This is a genomic window from Pseudomonas sp. GL-RE-29 (genome assembly GCF_019947275.1).
Taxonomy (GTDB): Bacteria; Pseudomonadota; Gammaproteobacteria; order Pseudomonadales; family Pseudomonadaceae; genus Aquipseudomonas; species Aquipseudomonas fluorescens_A.
Genome location: NZ_JAGYGD010000014.1, coordinates 48,008 through 67,684, shown reverse-complemented (window position 1 = coordinate 67,684; position 19,677 = coordinate 48,008). Strand labels below are relative to the sequence as shown.

General features: G+C 58.2%; 20 protein-coding genes. 6 read left to right on the top strand and 14 right to left on the bottom strand.

From position 1 onward, the window contains the following. The first annotated feature begins 21 nt into the window (after window positions 1–21). Window positions 22–2,967 carry an HD domain-containing phosphohydrolase gene (locus KGB21_RS13740; protein ID WP_223505416.1) on the top strand — a complete coding sequence of 982 codons (2,946 nt, stop codon included), beginning with the start codon at window positions 22–24 and terminating at the stop codon, window positions 2,965–2,967. On the opposite strand, the gene KGB21_RS13735 is transcribed toward KGB21_RS13740, so the two are convergent. Both KGB21_RS13735 and KGB21_RS13730 read right to left on the bottom strand, forming a co-directional pair. Beyond that, window positions 2,968–3,450 (bottom strand): GAF domain-containing protein, encoded by a 483-nt coding sequence (locus KGB21_RS13735; RefSeq protein WP_034151314.1) that lies wholly within the window; start codon window positions 3,448–3,450, stop codon window positions 2,968–2,970. After that, the gene (locus KGB21_RS13730; protein WP_034151313.1) at window positions 3,447–4,337 is read right to left on the bottom strand and encodes an ATP-binding protein; all 891 of its coding nucleotides are present in this window, start codon (window positions 4,335–4,337) and stop codon (window positions 3,447–3,449) included. Before KGB21_RS13730 ends, KGB21_RS13735 begins: the two co-directional genes overlap by 4 nt. A gap of 165 nt (window positions 4,338–4,502) precedes the next feature. Between KGB21_RS13730 and KGB21_RS13725 the strand changes: the two genes are divergently transcribed. Continuing rightward, window positions 4,503–6,824, top strand: a complete 2,322-nt coding sequence (locus KGB21_RS13725) for a response regulator (protein WP_223505447.1) — start codon at window positions 4,503–4,505, stop codon at window positions 6,822–6,824. Here the strand turns inward: KGB21_RS13725 and KGB21_RS13720 are convergent. The 3 genes from KGB21_RS13720 to msrB form a co-directional block, all read right to left on the bottom strand. Further along, on the bottom strand, window positions 6,808–7,269 hold the full coding sequence (locus KGB21_RS13720) for a MarR family winged helix-turn-helix transcriptional regulator (RefSeq protein WP_034151311.1): 462 nt from the start codon (window positions 7,267–7,269) through the stop codon (window positions 6,808–6,810). The two genes, KGB21_RS13725 and KGB21_RS13720, sit on opposite strands and share 17 nt — an antisense overlap. Next, complete coding sequence (locus KGB21_RS13715) at window positions 7,266–7,751, bottom strand: glutathione peroxidase (RefSeq protein ID WP_008009392.1); 486 nt, start codon at window positions 7,749–7,751, stop codon at window positions 7,266–7,268. The genes KGB21_RS13720 and KGB21_RS13715 overlap by 4 nt, the downstream gene beginning before the upstream one ends. A gap of 196 nt (window positions 7,752–7,947) precedes the next feature. After that, window positions 7,948–8,343, bottom strand: coding sequence for a peptide-methionine (R)-S-oxide reductase MsrB (gene msrB, locus KGB21_RS13710; protein ID WP_223505415.1), 396 nt, complete (start codon window positions 8,341–8,343; stop codon window positions 7,948–7,950). Between the two features lie 226 nt (window positions 8,344–8,569). Here msrB and KGB21_RS13705 point away from each other — a divergent pair, with 226 nt between their 5' ends. Next, window positions 8,570–9,781, top strand: coding sequence for a pyridoxal phosphate-dependent aminotransferase (locus KGB21_RS13705; RefSeq protein ID WP_008030363.1), 1,212 nt, complete (start codon window positions 8,570–8,572; stop codon window positions 9,779–9,781). Between the two features lie 317 nt (window positions 9,782–10,098). Beyond that, on the top strand, window positions 10,099–10,989 hold the full coding sequence (gene htpX / locus KGB21_RS13700; RefSeq protein ID WP_034151308.1) for a protease HtpX: 891 nt from the start codon (window positions 10,099–10,101) through the stop codon (window positions 10,987–10,989). Between the two features lie 105 nt (window positions 10,990–11,094). Here htpX and KGB21_RS13695 read toward each other — a convergent pair whose 3' ends face one another. Next, the gene (locus KGB21_RS13695) at window positions 11,095–11,751 is read right to left on the bottom strand and encodes a thiopurine S-methyltransferase (RefSeq protein WP_034151307.1); all 657 of its coding nucleotides are present in this window, start codon (window positions 11,749–11,751) and stop codon (window positions 11,095–11,097) included. Window positions 11,752–11,854: 103 nt separating this feature from the next. Here KGB21_RS13695 and KGB21_RS13690 point away from each other — a divergent pair, with 103 nt between their 5' ends. Then, on the top strand, window positions 11,855–12,622 hold the full coding sequence (locus KGB21_RS13690; RefSeq protein WP_034151306.1) for a DODA-type extradiol aromatic ring-opening family dioxygenase: 768 nt from the start codon (window positions 11,855–11,857) through the stop codon (window positions 12,620–12,622). 73 nt (window positions 12,623–12,695) lie between these two features. Here KGB21_RS13690 and KGB21_RS13685 read toward each other — a convergent pair whose 3' ends face one another. From KGB21_RS13685 to KGB21_RS13655, 7 genes are all read right to left on the bottom strand, one after another. Further along, window positions 12,696–13,037, bottom strand: coding sequence for a ribonuclease E inhibitor RraB (locus KGB21_RS13685; RefSeq protein WP_034151305.1), 342 nt, complete (start codon window positions 13,035–13,037; stop codon window positions 12,696–12,698). A 211-nt stretch (window positions 13,038–13,248) separates the two neighbouring features. Continuing rightward, entirely contained in the window at window positions 13,249–13,482 is a 234-nt protein-coding gene (locus KGB21_RS13680) for a hypothetical protein (RefSeq protein WP_034151304.1), read from the bottom strand. Window positions 13,483–13,693: 211 nt separating this feature from the next. Next, window positions 13,694–14,569, bottom strand: a complete 876-nt coding sequence (gene speE / locus KGB21_RS13675; RefSeq protein WP_034151303.1) for a polyamine aminopropyltransferase — start codon at window positions 14,567–14,569, stop codon at window positions 13,694–13,696. Between the two features lie 238 nt (window positions 14,570–14,807). Continuing rightward, window positions 14,808–14,999: a PLD nuclease N-terminal domain-containing protein gene (locus KGB21_RS13670; protein ID WP_034151302.1), complete on the bottom strand. Its 192-nt coding sequence runs from the start codon at window positions 14,997–14,999 to the stop codon at window positions 14,808–14,810. An 82-nt stretch (window positions 15,000–15,081) separates the two neighbouring features. Beyond that, window positions 15,082–15,612 carry a hypothetical protein gene (locus KGB21_RS13665; RefSeq protein WP_223505414.1) on the bottom strand — a complete coding sequence of 177 codons (531 nt, stop codon included), beginning with the start codon at window positions 15,610–15,612 and terminating at the stop codon, window positions 15,082–15,084. Between the two features lie 192 nt (window positions 15,613–15,804). After that, window positions 15,805–16,323 carry an ankyrin repeat domain-containing protein gene (locus tag KGB21_RS13660; RefSeq protein ID WP_034151300.1) on the bottom strand — a complete coding sequence of 173 codons (519 nt, stop codon included), beginning with the start codon at window positions 16,321–16,323 and terminating at the stop codon, window positions 15,805–15,807. A 112-nt stretch (window positions 16,324–16,435) separates the two neighbouring features. Further along, window positions 16,436–18,274: a long-chain-acyl-CoA synthetase gene (locus tag KGB21_RS13655; protein WP_223505413.1), complete on the bottom strand. Its 1,839-nt coding sequence runs from the start codon at window positions 18,272–18,274 to the stop codon at window positions 16,436–16,438. 343 nt (window positions 18,275–18,617) lie between these two features. Here KGB21_RS13655 and KGB21_RS13650 point away from each other — a divergent pair, with 343 nt between their 5' ends. After that, the gene (locus tag KGB21_RS13650) at window positions 18,618–18,899 is read left to right on the top strand and encodes a DUF3509 domain-containing protein (RefSeq protein ID WP_223505412.1); all 282 of its coding nucleotides are present in this window, start codon (window positions 18,618–18,620) and stop codon (window positions 18,897–18,899) included. Between the two features lie 91 nt (window positions 18,900–18,990). On the opposite strand, the gene mtnC is transcribed toward KGB21_RS13650, so the two are convergent. Further along, window positions 18,991–19,674, bottom strand: a complete 684-nt coding sequence (gene mtnC / locus KGB21_RS13645) for an acireductone synthase (protein WP_034151297.1) — start codon at window positions 19,672–19,674, stop codon at window positions 18,991–18,993. Window positions 19,675–19,677: the final 3 nt, after the last annotated feature.

Sequence of the window (19,677 nt, the reverse complement as noted above, 5' to 3'; positions counted from 1 at the left end):
AACCATCATGGAGTGACCTGCATGCCCAGCCCACTGCGCCCGGAACAACGGCGGCTTCCCCTGCACGTTCATATCAGCGTGATGTTCACCTTCCTGCTGTTGTTGACCGGAGTGGTACTGGGCATTTTCAACTATCGGCAAACCACGCAGATCATTCTGTCCAGCAGTGAAAAGCTGTTTAACCGCATTGAGCAGGATGTCCGCCTGGACCTGCACGCGACCTACGAGCCGATTCGTCACCTGCTCAGTTTGTTGGTGCACAACCCAGCGATGCAGGCACCGGATCTCGTGCAACGTCTGGCACTGCTCCAACCCTTCAGCCAATCGCTCAAGGACAATCCCGATCTGGCGTCGCTGTACATCGGCTACGCCACCGGTGATTTTTTCATGGTTCGCCCGCTGCGAACTTCCAATCTGAAAACGCAGCTCAAAGCTCCGGAATCAGCGGCTTATCAGGTGTGGAGCATTGAGCGCAACGACACCGGCCAGGCTCATTCCCAATCCTTGTTTTTCGATCAGGACCTGGCGCTCATCAGTCGTCAGGACAACCCCGGCGACACCTACGATCCACGAAGCCGCGCGTGGTTTTCCAGCGCCAAGCGCGACAACGATCAGATCACCACCGAACCCTACGTCTTTTTCTCCACCCACAACGTCGGCACCACCCTGGCACGGCGCAGTGGCGATAGCGCCGTCATGGGTGCCGACCTGACCCTGGAAGAACTCAGCGCCACCCTGGCCAAACATGTGGTGACACCCGCTACCGAGATCGTGTTGTTCGATGCCAAGGGCAATGCCATCGCTTACCCCGACAGCACCCGACTGATCGTCGATGATCAAACGGCCCGTCTGATAAAAGCCGCCGACCTGAACCCCAGCCTGGGTGCTTTGCTCGACAATCCCCCGGAAGGCAATCGCCTGGATGCTGCCGGACGTCAATGGATCGTGGCGCGTAGCAGCATGCAGGAAGGCGGCCCCCAAGGGCTGCAACTGGCGCTGCTGGTGCCGGAAGATGAACTGCTCGCCGACGCCTATCGCATGCGCTGGCAAGGTGCCCTGATTACCCTGGCAATTTTGCTGTTATGTGTGCCACTGGGCTGGTTGACGTCGCGAGTGCTGGTCAAACCCTTGCGCGCTCTGGTGAAGGAAGCGGATGCGATTCGCAGTTTCGACTTCAATTTTCCGGTCTCCCGTCGCTCTCCGGTGCTTGAAATCGACCAATTGAGCCTGTCGATGGCGCGCATGAAAGATACGCTCGCGAGTTTTTTCCAGATCACCGAAAGCCTGAGCGCTGAGACCCGTTTTGCCCCGTTACTGGAACGTGTGCTGTTTGAAACGGTGAAGATCGGCCAGGCCCAGGCCGGCCTTATTTACCTTCGCGAAGGTGACGGTGATCGCATGGAGCCCCAGGGGCTGGTGATCAACGAAGCGGCTCAAGACCTGTCTGCATTCGGTGTCCGCGGGCATGAGCTTCATGACCCACAGAGCCCGGCGTGGCTACAGCGACTATCGTCCGCCGACAGTGTGGTAACCCATCTGGGTTTCGAACAGGCGGGGGACTTGCAGAAAGTGTTGCTCGAACTGACCTGCCCTCGCGTTCATCTGATTGGCATCCGCTTGCACAATCGGCACAACGAAACCGTGGGCCTGCTGATATTTCTGTTGGCCGATAGCGGCAATCAGAGTGACCTGGAAAAACTCCGCCCGGACCGCATTGCATTTCTGCAGGCCATTTCCGGTGCAGCCGCCGTGAGTATCGAAAGCCAGCGTCTGCAAGCCCGGCAAAAACAATTGTTGGACGCCTTTATCAAACTGCTGGCAGGCGCGATTGACGCCAAAAGCCCCTACACCGGCGGGCATTGTCAGCGCGTTCCGGAGTTGACGTTGATGCTGGCACAAGCCGCCGCGGCCAGCCAGGAGCCGGCCTTCCGCAGCTATCAGCCCACCGAGGATGATTGGGAGGCGCTGCATATCGCGGCCTGGTTGCACGACTGTGGCAAGGTCACCACGCCGGAATACGTCGTCGACAAAGCCACGAAGCTGGAAACCCTCAATGACCGCATCCACGAAATCCGCACCCGCTTCGAAGTCCTCAAGCGCGACGCCTGGATCAGTTATTGGCAGGCCATCTCACTCGGCGGCGACGAGCAGCACCTTGCGCAACTGCGCGATGGCACGTTAGCGGAACTGGACGATGATTTCGCCTTCATTGCCCGCTGCAATCTTGGCGGCGAAGCCATGGCCGAAGCCGACCTGCAACGCCTGCGCAGCATCGCCCAGCGCAGCTGGACTCGAACGCTGGATGACCGGCTTGGGGTTTCCTGGGAAGAGAACCGCCGTCAGGCCCGCACCCCGGCACCTACACTGCCGGTCACTGAACCGCTGCTGGCGGACAAACCCGAGCATCTGTTCGAACGGGATGAAGCCGAATTGATTGCGCCGGATAATCCCTGGGGATTCAAACTCGATGTGCCGCGTTACAAGTACAACCGCGGCGAACTCTACAACCTGAGCATCACCCGAGGCACCCTGACGAGCGAAGAGCGCTACATCATCAATCACCACATGGTGCAAACGATTCTGATGCTCAGCCACCTGCCCTTTCCCGGTCACTTGCGCAACGTCCCGGAAATCGCCGGCGGCCATCACGAAAAAATGGACGGCAGCGGTTACCCCAAACGCTTGCAGCGCGAAGAGATGAGCCTGCCGGCACGAATGATGGCGATTGCCGATATTTTCGAAGCGCTGACCGCCGCTGACCGACCTTACAAGAAAGCCAAGTCGTTGAGCGAAGCGCTGGGCATCATGGCTTTCATGTGCCGGGACGCCCACATTGACCCCGAACTGTTCGGGCTGTTCATCAACGCGCACATCTATTTGAAGTACGCCGAACGTTTCCTCGACCCGCAGCAGATCGATGCGGTGGACCATACAGGCCTGCTGATGAAGGCCGGCCTGAAGGTTTGATCAGCAATCGGTCAGGCGCAGGAAAATCGCCGCCAGTTGCTCGATACCGGCCTGATCCTGCGCGGTGAAACGCGCGAGCTTCGGGCTATCGAGGTCAAGCACGCCGATCAACCGGCCCTCCTTGACCAACGGCACGACCAGTTCACTGTTCGACGCACTGTCACAAGCGATATGGCCAGGGAACGCGTGCACATCTTCGACCCGTTGAGTCTGCAAGGTTGCCGCCGCCGCACCACACACGCCCCGGCCGAACGGAATCCGCACGCAGGCGATTTGCCCCTGGAACGGGCCAAGCACCAGTTCTTCATTGCGATTGAGGTAAAAACCAGCCCAGTTCAGGTCATCGAGTTGATTGAACAGGAACGCGGAAAACTGCGCAGCGTTAGCGATGAAATCCCGCTCGTCCGCCAACAGAGACTCAAGCTGCGCGTGCAGCATGCCGTAGCCTTCGAGACCCTGGCCGCTCTTTTGTAAATCGATCATGCCTTGTGCTCCAACAGTTTCAGCCCCACCCAATAGCGGGCAAATTGATACGCGCAACGCCCGTTGCGATTGCCCCGGCCCGTGGCCCAGCGCACCGCCAGGATGTCCAGTTCCTCGTCGCGCTGCCACGCAAGGCCAGCCTTGTCGGCCAGTTGACCGATCCAGTGCTCGACCACGTTGAGGAAGTGTTCCTGGGTAAACGGATAGAACGACAGCCACAGGCCGAAACGGTCCGACAGGGCGATCTTGTCTTCCACCGCTTCGCTGGGGTGCAGTTCGCCGTCGACGCGTTTCCAGTTTTCGTTATCGCTTTCCTTCTCCGGCACCAGGTGGCGACGGTTGGAGGTGGCGTACAGCAAAACGTTATCCGGCGCCTGTTCCAGCGAACCGTCGAGCACGCTCTTGAGCACGCGATAGTCGCCCTCGCCGGATTCGAACGACAGGTCATCGCAAAACAACACGAATCGCTGGGGCAGCTTGGCGATCTGTTCGACCACGCGCGGCAGGTCTGCCAAATGATCGCGTTCGATCTCGATCAGACGCAAACCGGCATTCGCGTGCTCAGCCAGCAAGGCCCGCACCAGCGATGATTTGCCGGTGCCGCGCGACCCCCAGAGCAAGGCGTGGTTGGCCGGCATGCCATCGAGGAACTGTTGCGTATTGCGCCCCAGTTGCTCCACTTGCCGATCAACGCCGATCAGATCGGACAGGCGCATATCCAGGCTGACTTCCAACGGCAGCAGAAAACCACTGCGGCCCTCGCGCTGCCAGCGCGCAGCCAGGCTGTGGGTCCAGTCGATGGCTTGCCGAGGGGTGGGCAACAGCGGCTCGATACGGGCCAGGACCGCATCGGCGCGTTCAAGAAAAGCATTCAATCGGGAATCCACGTCTTCTCCTCGGACACGTTCACAGTAATGATGGCGCTACAGCGACGAAAAACACCGTTCGATGAACGGTTGACCCCTTACACCGGGGCTCGCGAGAACATCGGCTTCGATGCATGATCGACTATGCTTGAGCAGTGAAGGGAAAAGGAAGTGGTTCAACACCCCATGGACATCAAGTTCACCAACCGGCTGTCCTACAAACAAGCACGGCTTACCGTGCTGGTCGGTTTCGTTCTGGGCCTGCTGCTCAGCCTGCTGCAAATAGGCATCGATTATGCCAGTGAAGACGCCTCCATCAACCGCGAAATACTGTCTTTGCTGGAAATCAGTCACAACCCTGCGTCACGGATCGCCTACAACATCGACGCCGAACTCGCCCAGGAACTGACCCTGGGCCTGCTGCGCTCACCGGCGATCATCGGCGCGAAACTCACCGACAACAACGGCAACGTGCTGGCCAACGTCAAGCGTCCGGGCCTGCAAAGCGGCTATCGGGTGCTAAGCGACTTCCTGTTCGGCGCCCACCGACAGTTCGAAGATCGACTCTATCTGGGCCACTTGCCGAACGAATCCCTCGGCACGCTGCAACTGGACGTTGACACTTACTCATTTGGTTACCGGTTCCTGCGTCGGGCCGAAGTGACCCTGCTCAATGGCTTCGCCCGTAGCCTGATCCTGACCGGGATTTTGCTCGCACTGTTTTATGTGATGTTGACCAAGCCCCTGGTGCGGCTCATCCGCGAACTCAGCAGCCGTGATACGCGCAACATGGAACCGACGTCTCTGGAATGCCCAGCGGGACATGCCAATGATGAAATCGGCGTGCTGGTGAAAGTAGCGAACCAGCAATTCGAAAACGTCGCGACCGAAATTCAGCAGCGCCGCAACGCCGAAAACCGCCTGACCGACTACCTCAGCCAACTGGAAAACATCGTCTCGGCGCGCACCGCGGAACTCAAGGCGATCAACGCCCGGCTCAGCCAATCCAATCAGGAACTGGAAGTCGCGCGCAGCACCGCGCTGGACATGGCTGAAGCGCGCTCGACGTTCCTCGCCAATATGAGCCACGAAATTCGCACGCCCCTCAATGGCTTGCTGGGGATGATCGCCCTGTCCCTCGACAGCCCGCTGACTGCCGAGCAACAGCAACAACTGTCCATTGCCCATGACTCGGGCAAGGTACTGGTGGAATTGCTCAACGATATTCTCGATCTGTCGAAGTTCGATGCCGGTCAACTCGAACTCGAACACATCCCGTTCGACCTCGGCTCACTGGTGGAAGACACCGCCAACCTGCTGTCGCAGAACGCCGCGCCGAGTGTCGAGCTGACTTGCCTGATCGCTCCGGACTTCCCGGCATTGGTACTCGGTGACCCGACCCGGGTCCGGCAGATCGTCAGCAACCTGCTGTCCAATGCGCTCAAGTTCACCCGTTTCGGTCGCGTCGATGTACGCCTGTCGACATTCGGCGACGGCGTCAGAATCGAAGTCTGTGATACCGGCATCGGCATTCCCCAGGACGCCCAGGTCAAAATCTTCCAGCCCTTTACCCAGGCCGGCGCCGGTATTACCCGGCAGTTTGGTGGCACCGGGTTGGGCCTGGCCCTGACCTACAACCTCTGCGAAGCCATGCAAGGGCGCCTCACCATCAGCTCGGAAGCGGGTTTCGGCAGCCAGTTCTGCGCGCAACTCCCCCTGCCCCGCCACACTCGGGCGCTTTGCCCATCTCCCTTGCAGGGCAAAGTCATCGCCATTACCGCTGCCGGTAGCGGCCTGGCGGAACTGCTGAACAGTCTGTTACCCGGTTGGGGGCTGGACTATCAGCAGCGCTCTATTGAGGACCCGATGATCGGCCTCGCCCCCGATGTCCTGATCACTGATTGCCCTGAATGCCTGTTTAATCTGCGCCCGACTTTCACCGCACCGATACTGCTGGTGACCGCTTACGGCAGTTTCATGCCCAGTGAGGAAATCAACGCCCTTGCGCCTTTGCAACAACAGGCCCGTCCATTGGCCCGCAACGCGCTATATCAGACCTTGCGAAGAATTCTGCTGCCGGAAACCGGCACCATCGACAATATCCAGGTCGACAGTCACTCCCCACAACGACGCGGCCGCGTGCTGTTGGTCGAGGACAACCCGGTCAATCAACTGGTGGCCAAAGGCATGCTCGGCAAACTCGGCTGCGAGGTGATTGTTGCCGCTCACGGCGTCGAAGCACTGGATCAGCTGGAGAATCGTGAATTCGACCTGGTATTGATGGACTGCAATATGCCGGTGATGGATGGCTATGAAGCCAGTCGACAAATCCGCCGCAGTGGACGCTGGCCGCAGTTGCCGATCGTGGCCCTGACCGCCAACGCCATGTCCGAAGAACGCGAACGCTGCCGTGCGGCAGGCATGAGCGACTATCTGGCCAAACCCTTTCGCCGGGAAGAACTCGCGGCGCTACTGGACGTGTGGATACCCGTTACGTCAGTGCCTTGATTTGCCCCAACAGGTGATCGAGGCCATCGCGCAGGTCATTCAAGCGATTCAGATCCACGCCGCTGTCACACAACAGGCGAGCCTTCAACGGCCCGACCTGATCGCGCAACGCCCGCCCGGCTGGCGACAGGCTTAAATGCACCTCCCGCTCATCCCGCGCCGAACGCTGGCGCTGAACCAGTTGCAGCTGCTCGAGACGCTTGAGCAACGGCGTCAGCGTGCCGGAATCCAGCGCCAGACGTTCGCCCAAGGCCTTGACGGTCGGCTGCTCGGGGGCGTTCTCCTGCCATTCCCACAACACCAGCATCGCGAGGTATTGCGGGTACGTCAGGCCCAACTGATCAAGCATCGGCTTATAAGCCCGGATCACCGCCCGGGAAGCAGCATAGAGCTTGAAGCAGAGCTGGCTGTCGAGGTTCAGCGAGTCGACGGACAAAGTATTCATTTGAGCAGAGCTTCAATCTCGCGGCTCAAGTCCTGCGGCTTGGTCGCCGGAGCAAAGCGCTTGACCAACTGACCGTCCTTGCCGATCAGGAATTTAGTGAAGTTCCACTTGATGCCCTGGGAGCCCAGTACACCCGGTGCACGCTTTTTCAGTTGCACGAACAGCGGATGGGCGTCGGCGCCGTTGACTTCGATTTTTTTGAACAGCGGGAAACTGACCCCGTAATTCAGCTCGCAGAACTCGCTGATCGCTCCTTCGTTGCCCGGTTCCTGCTTGCCGAACTGATTGCAGGGAAAGCCCAGCACCACCAAGCCTTGATCCTTGTAGGTCTGCCACAGTTCTTCGAGACCTTTGTATTGCGGGGTGAAACCGCATTTGCTGGCGGTGTTGACCACCAGCACGGCTTTACCAGCGAAATCCGCCAGGGTCTTTTGCTCGCCCTTGATGGTGGTGCAAGGGATGCTCAGCAGGTTGTCGCTCATGATCAAGGCTCCGGATTCAAGAAGGTGGGCCAAACATAGCGAGCAATTGAATTGTGTGCAATTCAATTAATCAAATTTGTCCGGCGTGAAATTCGAACCCGTAAGAGCCGGCTTGCTGGCGATCAGCGCGCTGCAGTGTGTCAATCCACCGCTATCGCCAGCAAGCCGGCTCCTACAAGGGATCATCAAGCCCGGATCATTCGCGTGGCACCAGGTCCAGGCACACCGAGTTGATGCAATAGCGCAGCCCGGTCGGCGGAGGACCATCAGGGAACACGTGGCCCAAATGCGCATCGCACTTGGCACAGACCACTTCGGTGCGGATCATGCCGTGGCTGACATCGCGAATCTCGGTCATGGCACTGTCGCCGATCGGCGCATAGAAGCTCGGCCAGCCGCAGCCGGAATCGAACTTGGTCTTGGAGTCGAACAACGGCTCGTTGCAGCAGATGCAGTGGTAAATACCGTCGGTCTTGGTGCCGTTGTACTTGCCGGAGAACGGGCGTTCAGTGCCCTTGAGCCGGCAAACGTTGTACTGCTCCGGATCGAGCATGGCTTTCCATTCTTCCAGGGTTTTTTCCAACTTTTCCATCGTCACACCTCAGCAGCTGAAAAAGCCCGATCTGTACCTTTTCCACGGATCGGGCGGCACGTATGATTGCGCCTCGTCAAACGCCAGTCTGGCAGCCAGACTACGCGCATTCAAACGGATTTATGGGTGCAGCATTTCAGGGCGTCAGGCCTGTGTGATTACGCAGGATTCCCAGTACGGTTGTTCATACGCCGCCTGGATCGTTCATTTTCGGGAACACATCGCCATGCAGGTCAGCAAATCGAACAAGCTCGCCAACGTCTGCTACGACATTCGCGGCCCAGTGCTCAAGCACGCCAAACGCCTGGAAGAGGAAGGTCATCGCATCCTCAAGCTGAACATCGGCAACCCGGCGCCCTTTGGTTTCGAAGCGCCGGACGAAATTCTCCAGGACGTGATCCGCAACCTGCCGACCGCCCAGGGCTACAGCGACTCCAAAGGCCTGTTCAGCGCGCGCAAGGCCGTCATGCAGTATTACCAGCAAAAACAGGTGGAAGGTGTCGGCATTGAAGACATCTACCTGGGCAACGGCGTTTCCGAACTGATCGTGATGTCGATGCAGGCCTTGCTCAACAACGGCGACGAAGTGCTGGTGCCGGCTCCGGACTACCCATTGTGGACCGCTGCTGTGAGCCTGTCGGGCGGCAATCCGGTGCACTATCTGTGCGACGAGCAAGCCAACTGGTGGCCGGACCTGGCCGACATCAAGGCCAAGATCACCCCGAACACCAAGGCACTGGTCATCATCAACCCGAACAACCCGACCGGCGCGGTATATTCCAAAGAAGTCCTGCTGGGCATGCTGGAACTGGCCCGCCAACATAATCTGGTGGTGTTCTCCGACGAGATCTACGACAAGATCCTGTACGACGATGCCGTGCACATCTGCACCGCATCCCTGGCGCCAGACTTGCTGTGCCTGACCTTCAATGGTTTGTCCAAGTCTTATCGCGTGGCCGGCTTCCGCTCCGGCTGGATCGCCATTTCCGGGCCGAAACACCACGCCCAGAGCTACATCGAAGGCATCGACATGCTGGCCAACATGCGCCTGTGTGCCAACGTGCCGAGCCAACACGCGATCCAGACCGCGCTGGGTGGCTATCAGAGCATCAACGACCTGGTGCTGCCGCAAGGGCGCCTGCTGGAACAGCGCAACCGCACCTGGGAATTGCTCAATGACATTCCGGGCGTGAGCTGCGTCAAGCCAATGGGCGCGCTGTACGCGTTCCCGCGCATCGACCCGAAAGTCTGCCCGATCCACAACGACGAAAAATTCGTCCTCGACCTGCTGCTCTCCGAGAAGCTGCTGGTGGTGCAAGGCACTGCCTTCAACTGGCCATGGCCGGACCACTTCCGCGTCGTGACCCTGCCGCGCGTGGATGACCTGGACATGGCCATCGGCCGCATCGGCAATTTCCTCAAGTCCTATCGCCAGTAAGTGGCTGTTCACCGTGCGACGCCCGTATCCCGTCGCACGGTGATTCATTCAGCAACACATGTTTGCACCCAGCCAATCACTGGCACCTGAATCCCTGACGGACAACACCCTGTTTGCCTGCGTCCAACAAAGACAGGGCTCGGGACGTCCATTGGCTTACAAAAGCTTCCTTATTCAATATCGGAAATGCCCTTCGAACAGCTAAGCTCTTGCTGTAGGACACAGTTTGAAATAGTCACCCGGTTGAATACCCCGAAGCAGCACCTTATATACCCCGCAGTACGCTACATCTTTAGCATAAGGAGATTTCTACAACCATGATGCGCATCCTGCTGTTTTTGGCCACTAACCTGGCGGTCGTGCTGATTGCCAGCATCACCCTGAGCCTTTTCGGCTTCAACGGGTTCATGGCGGCCAACGGGGTTGATCTCAACCTCAATCAGCTGCTGATTTTCTGTGCGGTCTTTGGTTTCGCCGGTTCCCTGTTCTCGCTGTTCATCTCCAAGTGGATGGCGAAGATGAGCACCAGCACCCAGATCATCACCCAGCCACGCACTCGTCACGAGCAATGGCTGCTGCAAACCGTCGAGCAACTGTCCCGAGAAGCCGGGATCAAGATGCCCGAAGTCGGGATTTTCCCGGCTTACGAGGCGAACGCCTTCGCCACCGGCTGGAACAAGAACGACGCGTTGGTCGCGGTCAGCCAGGGTTTGCTCGAGCGTTTCTCGCCAGATGAAGTGAAAGCCGTTCTGGCCCACGAAATCGGCCACGTTGCCAATGGCGACATGGTCACCCTGGCGTTGATTCAGGGCGTGGTGAACACCTTCGTGATGTTCTTTGCACGGATCATCGGCAACTTTGTCGACAAGGTGATCTTCAAGAACGAAGAAGGCCAAGGCATTGCCTACTACATTGCGACGATCTTCGCCGAACTGGTGCTGGGCATCCTGGCAAGCGCCATCGTCATGTGGTTCTCGCGCAAACGCGAATTCCGTGCCGACGAAGCCGGTGCAAACCTGGCCGGTACCGCCGCCATGATCGGTGCCCTGCAACGCCTGCGTGCCGAACAAGGGCTGCCGGTGCACATGCCTGACACCCTGAACGCGTTCGGCATCAACGGTGGCATCAAACAAGGGTTCGCCCGCATGTTCATGAGCCACCCACCGCTGGAAGAGCGTATCGACGCACTGGCTCGTCGCCGGGGCTGATAGTTCTGCGGTAACAAAAAACGGGGCGATCTGATCGCCCCGTTTTTTTTACCTTGTGATCGCATTTCCCCTGTAGGAGCTGCCGCAGGCTGCGATCTTTTGCTTTTAACGCCCCGACAACCGATAAACCCGCTCCTCAAGCCGCGTAACACCCGCCTCCAGAAACTTCCCGCTCTCGCTCAGCACATCCTGGTCTTCCAGGATCTTCAGCGCCCACGACGCCCCGAACAACCGCTGCACTTCGTCATCCAGCACGGCAAACGGCGGACCGGACATTTGAGCCTGGTCGTAATCCAGCGTAATCAACAACCCCAGCGCATCTTTGGGCAGAATCCGAGTCAGATGCGCGGCGTATTGCTCACGCATGGCTGGCGGTAGAGCAATCAGCGAGGCGCGGTCGTAAAGTGCGGCGCAGTCAGCAACATCGCCGGCAGTCAGGTCAAAAAAATCACCGCACCAAAGTTCGATCGAGCCTGCCCGATAGACCTTGAAAGGCCCTTGCTCAGTGACGTCAGGATCGAATTGGTGCTCATTGAAAAAGTCCTCAATGGCCTTTTCCGACAGCTCGATTCCCAATACTTCATGGCCTTCACGAGCAAGCCACAACAAATCCAGACTCTTCCCACACAGGGGCACCAGCACACGAGTGCCCTCTTCCAGGCCCAGTGCCGGCCAAAATCGCTGCAGATAAGGATTCACTTGCGGCAAGTGAAAGCCGATCTGATTCGACGCCCACTTCTTGTGCCAAAACTCCGGCTGCATAAGTAACCCCAAAAATTCGATCAAAACACCCTAAAACTTATATTAGATTTAGATCAATGATCTGACTGAAGATGGTGCCATCTTAACGCTCAGGAGCTCATCCATGTTCCCCAGTCTGTACATATCCCATGGTTCCCCCATGCTGGCTCTGGAACCGGGTGCCAGCGGACCGGCCCTGGCGCGCCTTTCGACAGAAATGCCGAAGCCCCGCGCCATCGTGATTGTTTCCGCGCACTGGGAAAGCGATGAACTGTTGGTCAGCGGCAACCCCCAGCCTGACACCTGGCATGACTTCGGCGGCTTTCCAAGGGCCCTGTTCGAGGTGCAATACCCGGCGCCCGGCGATCCGCAACTGGCGGCAGAGGTTGTTGAACTGTTGAATGCCAGCGATCTCCCGGCGCGTATCGACAGCAAACGGCCGTTCGACCACGGCGTCTGGGTGCCCTTGTCGTTGATGTACCCGCAGGCGGATATCCCGATTGTCCAGGTTTCACTTCCGACTCGTGGTGGCCCTGCCCTGCAAAGCCGCGTCGGCCATGCCTTGGCCAGCCTGCGTGAACTGGGCGTGCTGCTGATCGGTTCCGGCAGCATTACTCACAACCTGCGCGAATTGGACTGGCATGCCGGCCCGGAGAGCGTCGAGCCGTGGGCACAGGCGTTCCGCGACTGGATGATCGACAAGCTTGCGACCAACGACGAAGCGGCCCTGCACGATTATCGGCGGCAAGCGCCGAATGCCGTGCGTAACCATCCCAGCGACGAACATTTGCTGCCGCTGTATTTTGCCCGCAGTGCCGGGGGTGATTTCAGTATTGCCCACCAGGGATTCACCATGGGTGCGTTGGGCATGGACATTTATCGGTTCGGGTGAACGCAAGATCCAGAAACGAAAACGGCCAACCCATGGGTTAGCCGTTATTGCCGATTGTCACTGTTCATAAAGTTTATGCGAGTCGCCCTCGTACCTCCTGTTTGACACCCCAGCCTTCAATGATGCCGCCCAATGGCTCGACCACGGCTTCGAAACCCTGCTCGAAGTCACCAATGTCATCGTAGGTGGCGTACATGACTTTGCTCAGTTCCAGCGCCCAGGCGCCGTCGTCACGCACACTGATCTGTGCATTCAGGGATTCACCACGGTAATGACCTGCCGCCCTGCGTGCCCGCTCCTCGTCCGGGAAAATGGCGTAGAACTCAATGGGATGGAACCGTGAAAAGTCGAAACCGCCTTCTTTCATGCGGCGCAGCACGCTGGTGCTGATGTCTTCTTGATAGGCTGTGCTCATGAAACGTCCTCCTCAAACTGATGGATAGACTTTCCGTACTCCCTGCGCTCGCCATCAAACCGTGCGAGCGACGGCAACCGATGTGCCGACGGGAAACAAGCATGTAGCTGACAAGACCAGACCTTAGCGATCCATTCGCTGATCTCGCTTGCAGATTAGCCCCAAGATAGAGCCTCTGCCAAGGCCTGGTTGAGAATGTGACAGGTGCGGTTCAGATTGGCGTGATGCCGAGGATTTGAATGCTGTTCTGGGTCTTGAGACTTTTGACGCTCGCATCAGCGGTTCGCCCTTCCAGATCGTTCAGATCCAGTTCGGCAGCGACAGGAAGGAGCCGGGCCTTGATGAGTTTGGCGGCGTGTTCGTTATCCGGGCACTCGTCGCACTCAAAGACTTCGTCGACCGTTTCACCGTGATCATCCACGAAAGTGATTTTCCACTTTTGCATCAGTGCCTCCTCGATAAAACCCGCAATTGGGCTTACACCTATCTGGACTTTTGCTCTTTCTGATCGTTCAAATGGATCATGCGTTTGGAACATAAAACACAGAACCTGTAGGAGCTGGCTTGCCAGCGATAGGATCAATGCGGCGATTTTGACGGACCGCAGCGTCTGCATCGCTGGCAAGCCAGCTCCTACAGGGGCATCGCGTATTTCTTCAGTCGTTGCTTGGCTTGTTCACAGCTTGCAGCACGTATTGCGGCAAGGCGAACGCACCGATGTGGATTTCCGGATTGTAGTAGCGGGTGACGATGCCGCTGCCGGCGAAACGCTGTTGCAGGGTTTCGCGGGACAATTTGCGATAAGCGGTATTGGTCGCGCCCCAGGCAAAAGTCATCGAGCCACCGATGTAAGTCGGCACTGCGGCTTGATAGAAGTGCCAGTCCGGAAACAGGCTGCGCAGGCGACCGGCGGTGGTCTTCACTTCTTCGATCTGCATGAACGGCGTGCCGTTCTGGGTCACGAGGATGCCGCCTTCGTTCAGGCAGCGGTGGCAAGCCTGGTAAAAGTTTTCCGAAAACAGCACTTCGCCCGGACCGATCGGGTCGGTGGAGTCGGAAATGATCACGTCGAACTTTTCAGTGGTGGTGGCGACGAAACGCATGCCGTCGTCGATCACCAGGTTCAGGCGTGGATCATCGAACGCACCGTTGGAGTGGTTCGGCAGGAATTCCTTGCACATGTCGACCACGGTGCCATCGATTTCGACCATGGTGATGTGCTCGACGCTGCCGTGTTTGGCGACTTCACGCAGCATGCCGCCGTCGCCACCGCCGATGATCAGCACGCGCTTGGCGTTGCCATGGGCCAGGATCGGCACATGGGTGAGCATTTCGTGGTAGATGAACTCGTCGGCTTCGGTGGTCTGGATTACGCCATCCAGAGCCATGACCCGGCCCATGCGCGGGTTTTCAAAGATCACCAGGTGTTGGTGTTCGGTGCGCACTTCGTGCAGCAGTTTTTCCATGCGAAAACGCTGGCCGTAGCCTTCGTAGAGGGTTTCCAGGTAGTCGCTTGCTGGGATGTTGCTCATGGGAAGTGCTCCGATGAATGCGGCGGCAACGGACGGTTACCCGCCCATGATGGCCAATCGATCGGCTCGATTGGCCGGGAAAGGCGCGCATTCTACGTCGCGGAAGATGACAGGTCGAACCTTCTGATACGCACATCCCTGTAGGAGCTGGCTTGCCAGCGATGGGAGCCCAGCGGTGCATCTGACTGACCGCGTCGCCTGCATCGCTGGCAAGCCAGCTCCTACAGGTTTTGAGAAGTCAGACCCGCACATTCCCCCGCGGCCCGGCAATGGCCCAGATAATCAGTCCCAGCACCGGCAACAGGGCGATCAGCAGTACCCAGAGGACTTTCATCCCGGTATCCGCGCTACTTTTGAACACGTTAATGATGGCCCAGATGTCCAGGACAAAAATAATCAAGGCAACCAAGCTGTTGAACGTGGAACCCATAGTGACGCTCCCGAAGAGTGATTTGCCCTCTTAGAATAGCCGGGCATTACCAGGGTTCCGTTTTTATTGACAGCTTGCCGCTTCAGACGTGGATAGCCACTTTCAAGGCTTCCAGGGAAGGCGCCGCCGCGATGCCGACTTCGGCGCACAATTCGAGCACCCGTGGCACATCGTTGCCGTAGACCATCACGACTTGCAGCTCATCATCGAGCAACTGGCTGAAATTCATCAGCACATAACCACCACTTTCCTTGTTCAGGCTGCTCATCTGCACCTGGATGCGATTGAGCGCGGTCAGGGCTTCGGTCTTGGCCAGTTGCTTGGGTTTGATATTGAAGTCGACACCCGGGCCGAACGAGGCAACGATTTGGGCGAACAGGTCCATGTAGGTATCGGCCTGGAACAGCACTGTTTCCGGCAAGCTGCCGACAACCACCCACTCGCCCAACGGAATCGGGAAGGTGTCGTCGTAGTTGATGTCCGGATTCGCTGTCAGAAAACCCTCTGGATCTTCGTAGGCCTGCGCCGCTTCGTCAGCGATCTTGAGGATTTCGTCATCGCCCATGCACCCGGAGCTGATTTTGCTGATGAGTTCGACGAGTGCGGCTTTCATGGGGTAGATCCTGTAGCGAGGGAGTTTTGAGGGCGCGAAGGATACCGCATTCTGGCTGATATTGTGGCGAGGGAGCTTGCTCCCGCCGGGGTGCGAAGCGCCCCCAAATTGGCCATTTGCGACTGCTTCGCAGCCGAGCGGGACGGTGCGGCGATCCGACAAGCTCCCTCGCCACAGAGGTATTGCGCAATATCAGCCCAGCAACTTCTCCAGCTGCGCGATGGTATCGGTAGCACCTAGCGTCTTGGCGGCGTCCAGCGCGGTGACGCCATTGGCGTCCTTGGCTTTGGGATCGGCGCCTTTGCTGATCAGGTAGTCGACAATAGCGACGCGGTTGAACATCGCGGCCATCATCAACGCGGTACGACCATCGAAGGACGAACCCTCGACCTGTGCGCCACCCTCGACCAGCGCCGTGACCACGGCCAGATCACCCTTGAAGGCCGCACCGGCGATCGGGCTCTGGCCGTTGTCATTGCGGATTTCCGGATCAGCCTTGTGCTCAAGCAGGACTTTTACCGTTTCTACATGGCCATGGTAGGCGGCCAGCATCAGCAAGGTGTCGCCCTTGTGATTGCGCAGGTTTGGCGGCAGGCCCTTGGTCAGTAGCGCAGCCATCATGGCCGCATCGCCCTCGCGTGCCTTGTTGAATACCTGTTCGGCAAACTCCGCAGCTTCTTCGGGGGTCATCTGGCGGCTTTGGTCTGACATTGGACGCTCCACTTTCTGTCATTCGGAAAAGCCGACAGTTTCCCGAGCGGCCTCGACACTGTCACTTCTTTTTTCTGATGCGGGCTTATAGCCACATTCAATAGCGCCGCTTTCAATAACGATGCTTGCCGCCGCGAATCTCCCGCAACACCTGCTCGGTGACTTGCACGTAGGTTTCGCTTCCGGGCAACCAGGCGTAGATCGGATCATCGCCGGTTCTGCCCGGGTCGAAGCCTTCATCCTTGAGCCGGGTCTTCTGATATTTGAAGGTGCCGGTGGTCTCCATTTTCACTTTCACTCGCAAAAACAACGGCACCGCGTAGGCCGGCATCTGCTGCCGAGCGAAGGCCAGCAGTTCGCTGAAATCCAGGGTCGCCAAGGATTCTGCCGGCGTAATCGCTGCCATTCCGGCGCGGCCGTTGGTGTTGTGGATTTCCACGCCATAGGCCACAGCTTCGGAAATGTGCGGATGTTGCAGGAGGATGTTCTCGACTTCGGTGGTCGAGACGTTTTCACCTTTCCAGCGGTAGGTGTCGCCCAAGCGATCGACGAACTGCGCGTGACCAAAACCGATGTTGCGCAGCAGGTCGCCGGTGTTGAAGTAACAGTCACCCTTGACGAATACATCGTGCAGCACGACTTTCGCGGTTTTCTCTGGATCGGTGTAGCCGTCCAGCGGCGCCTTGTCGTCGATTTTCGCCAACAGCAACCCTTGCTCGCCTTTGCCGACCTTGCGTATAAAGCCATTGGCCTGACGAACAGGCGCGGCGCTGTCATGGTCGTACGCGGCCAATTCCCAGGACATCAGGGAAAAGCCGACGGTGTTGTCGAAATTCAGAATGTTGGTGAAGCCGATGTTGCCGTCGCTGGCGGCATAGAGTTCGCAGATGTGACGCACGCCAAAGCGCATCTTGAACGCGTCCCAGGCGCCGGGTCGCAAGCCGTTACCGATCATCTTGGTCACGCCGTGCTGGTTGTCTTCGACGCTGGGCGGTTGATCAACCAGGTAACGGCACAACTCGCCGACATAACCAAGGGTGGTCGCGCGGTATTTACGCACGTCATTCCAGAACTGACTGGCGCTGAACTTACGGCGGATGGCAAACCCCGAAGCACCGCTGATGGCCGAGCCCCAGCACACGCAAAGCCCGGTGGCGTGGTAGAGCGGCAAGGTGCAATACACGATGTCGTCCGGGCGCATATCCAGAGCGATCATGCCGAAACTCGCCGAGCTGCGCATCCAGCGGCCGTGCTTGAACACCCCAGCCTTGGGCAGTCCGGTGGTGCCCGAGGTGTAGATGTAGAAGCAAGGGTCGTCGAAAAAAACCTGCTGGCTGCTGGCGGGGTTGTCGCCGCAACTGTCGATGCTGGCCGTCATCAGGTTGATGAAGCCTTCGGGGGCAATTCCCGGATGGCTGTAAGTGTCTTGATCGGCGACAAACCAGGTACGCGCCGCGTCGATCGATACCCGCCCGCGCACCGACTCGAACGCCGGGATCAGTTCCTCGCCGACCACGATCGCCACCGGTGCGACAAGATTCAGACTGTGCGCCAGAGCATCTCGGGTCTGCGAAGTATTGAGCAACGCACTGATGGCGCCGACCTTGGCCACCGCCAGAATCGTCACCAACAGTTCCGGGCGATTTTCGATGAAGACCGCCACCCCATCGCCCTTGCCGATGCCTTGGGCGATCAGGTGATGGGCGATGCGATTGGCCCATTCGTTGACCTGTGCATAACTCAGCACCACCTCGCCGTGCAGCAACGCCGGGCCATCGGGATTGCGCAAGGTCGCTTGCTCGAAACACCATCCCAGGCCACACGGTTGGGTCGGGTCCTTGACGTTGGCGACCTTCATTCCCTTGACCACCCGTGGAATGGCTCTGGCAATGGAAGGCAGCTTGCGGAGCATCATGCCCCAGGTAATCGTGGCGCTTGGCGTGCGGCTCATGGTTGCTCCCGTTCGATCTTCTTATTGTCGGGCGGCGTAGATTGAGCCCGAAAATACGTCAACGGTTCTGGCGCTGTACACGCGGTTTTTGAAATGTTTTGTATCCGCGAAGCAATGCCAAAAATCGCGAGCACCGCTCTGCCAAATGGTTCCATCCAATCGCTGACGATCTCGCAAAATGCAGGATGCACGATGGCCCTTCATGCAGATTGCACGAAAGCAAAAATCCTCAAAAAATATAATCTATTGATTTATAAGGAGTTTTTAATCATTCGAATACTGGCACAATCGCTGCAACTCTCTCCGCATGCTTGCCATTCAAGTACTTACGGAGCTGAAAGACATGAGCCTGATCCAGGAAAAATTTGCATCCTTGTTCTCCAACTTCGAAGTCTCCACCCAGGCACGACCTGACGGCGGGATTCTTCTGACGCTTTGCGGTGGCGCCGAAGACAGAGTGTTCAAACGCTCGATTTCCTATCAGCAATTGCACAACGGCGACCAACTGTCGTGGGTCATCAGCGCGATTCGCCGTGATCTGGCTGAACAAGCAAGTGAACTGCCGCAAATCTCCATGCTGCAGAGCCAGCAACGGTTTGCCCTGCCGACTTATCACTCGCTCTAAAAGATCAAGAGATCGCAGCCTCATGTAGCTCCTACATTAATCCCTGTAGGAGCTGCCGAAGGCTGCGATCTCTTGATTTGGCGTTTTTACCTTAAAACGTCAAAGGATCGATCCGCGCAAAACTGTCCACGGTCAGATGCCCCGCCAGTTCGCCGCCCTCACGGGCCAAGCCGCAAGTCGCCATCCCCGCTACACGCGCCGCGTCGAGCTCTTCGACGATGTCCGACAGAAACAAAATCTGCGAGGCCTCCAGGCCAATAGCCTGGGTGATGTTGGCGTAGGACTGCGCTTCTCGCTTGGCCCCCGACGTCGTGTCGAAATAGCCGCTGAACAACGGCGTCAAATCCCCCGCCTCCGAACAGCCGAAAATCAGGCGCTGAGCCTGGATCGAGCCCGAGGAATAGACGAACAGTTGATAACCAGCCTGATGCCAGCGCTTGAGCGCTTCGACCGCATCCGGATACACGTGACCTTTCAGTTGCCCGGCCTGGTAGCCCTGCTCCCAGACCATTCCTTGCAAAGCCTTGAGCGGCGTGGCCTTGCGGTCTTCAGCGATCCAGCCCAGCAAAATCTCGATGACCCGCTCGACGTCGGCATTCGGCTCATTGCTGTCGCTGCGTACAGCGGCCAGTTGTTCGGCCACATCTGAGCGCTCGGCGTTCTGGCGGACGAATTCCGGCAGGTGTTTGGCGGCGTAAGGAAACAGCACGTCGAACACAAAACTCACCGCGCTGGTGGTGCCTTCGATGTCGGTGAGAATCGCTTTGATCGGCATTGA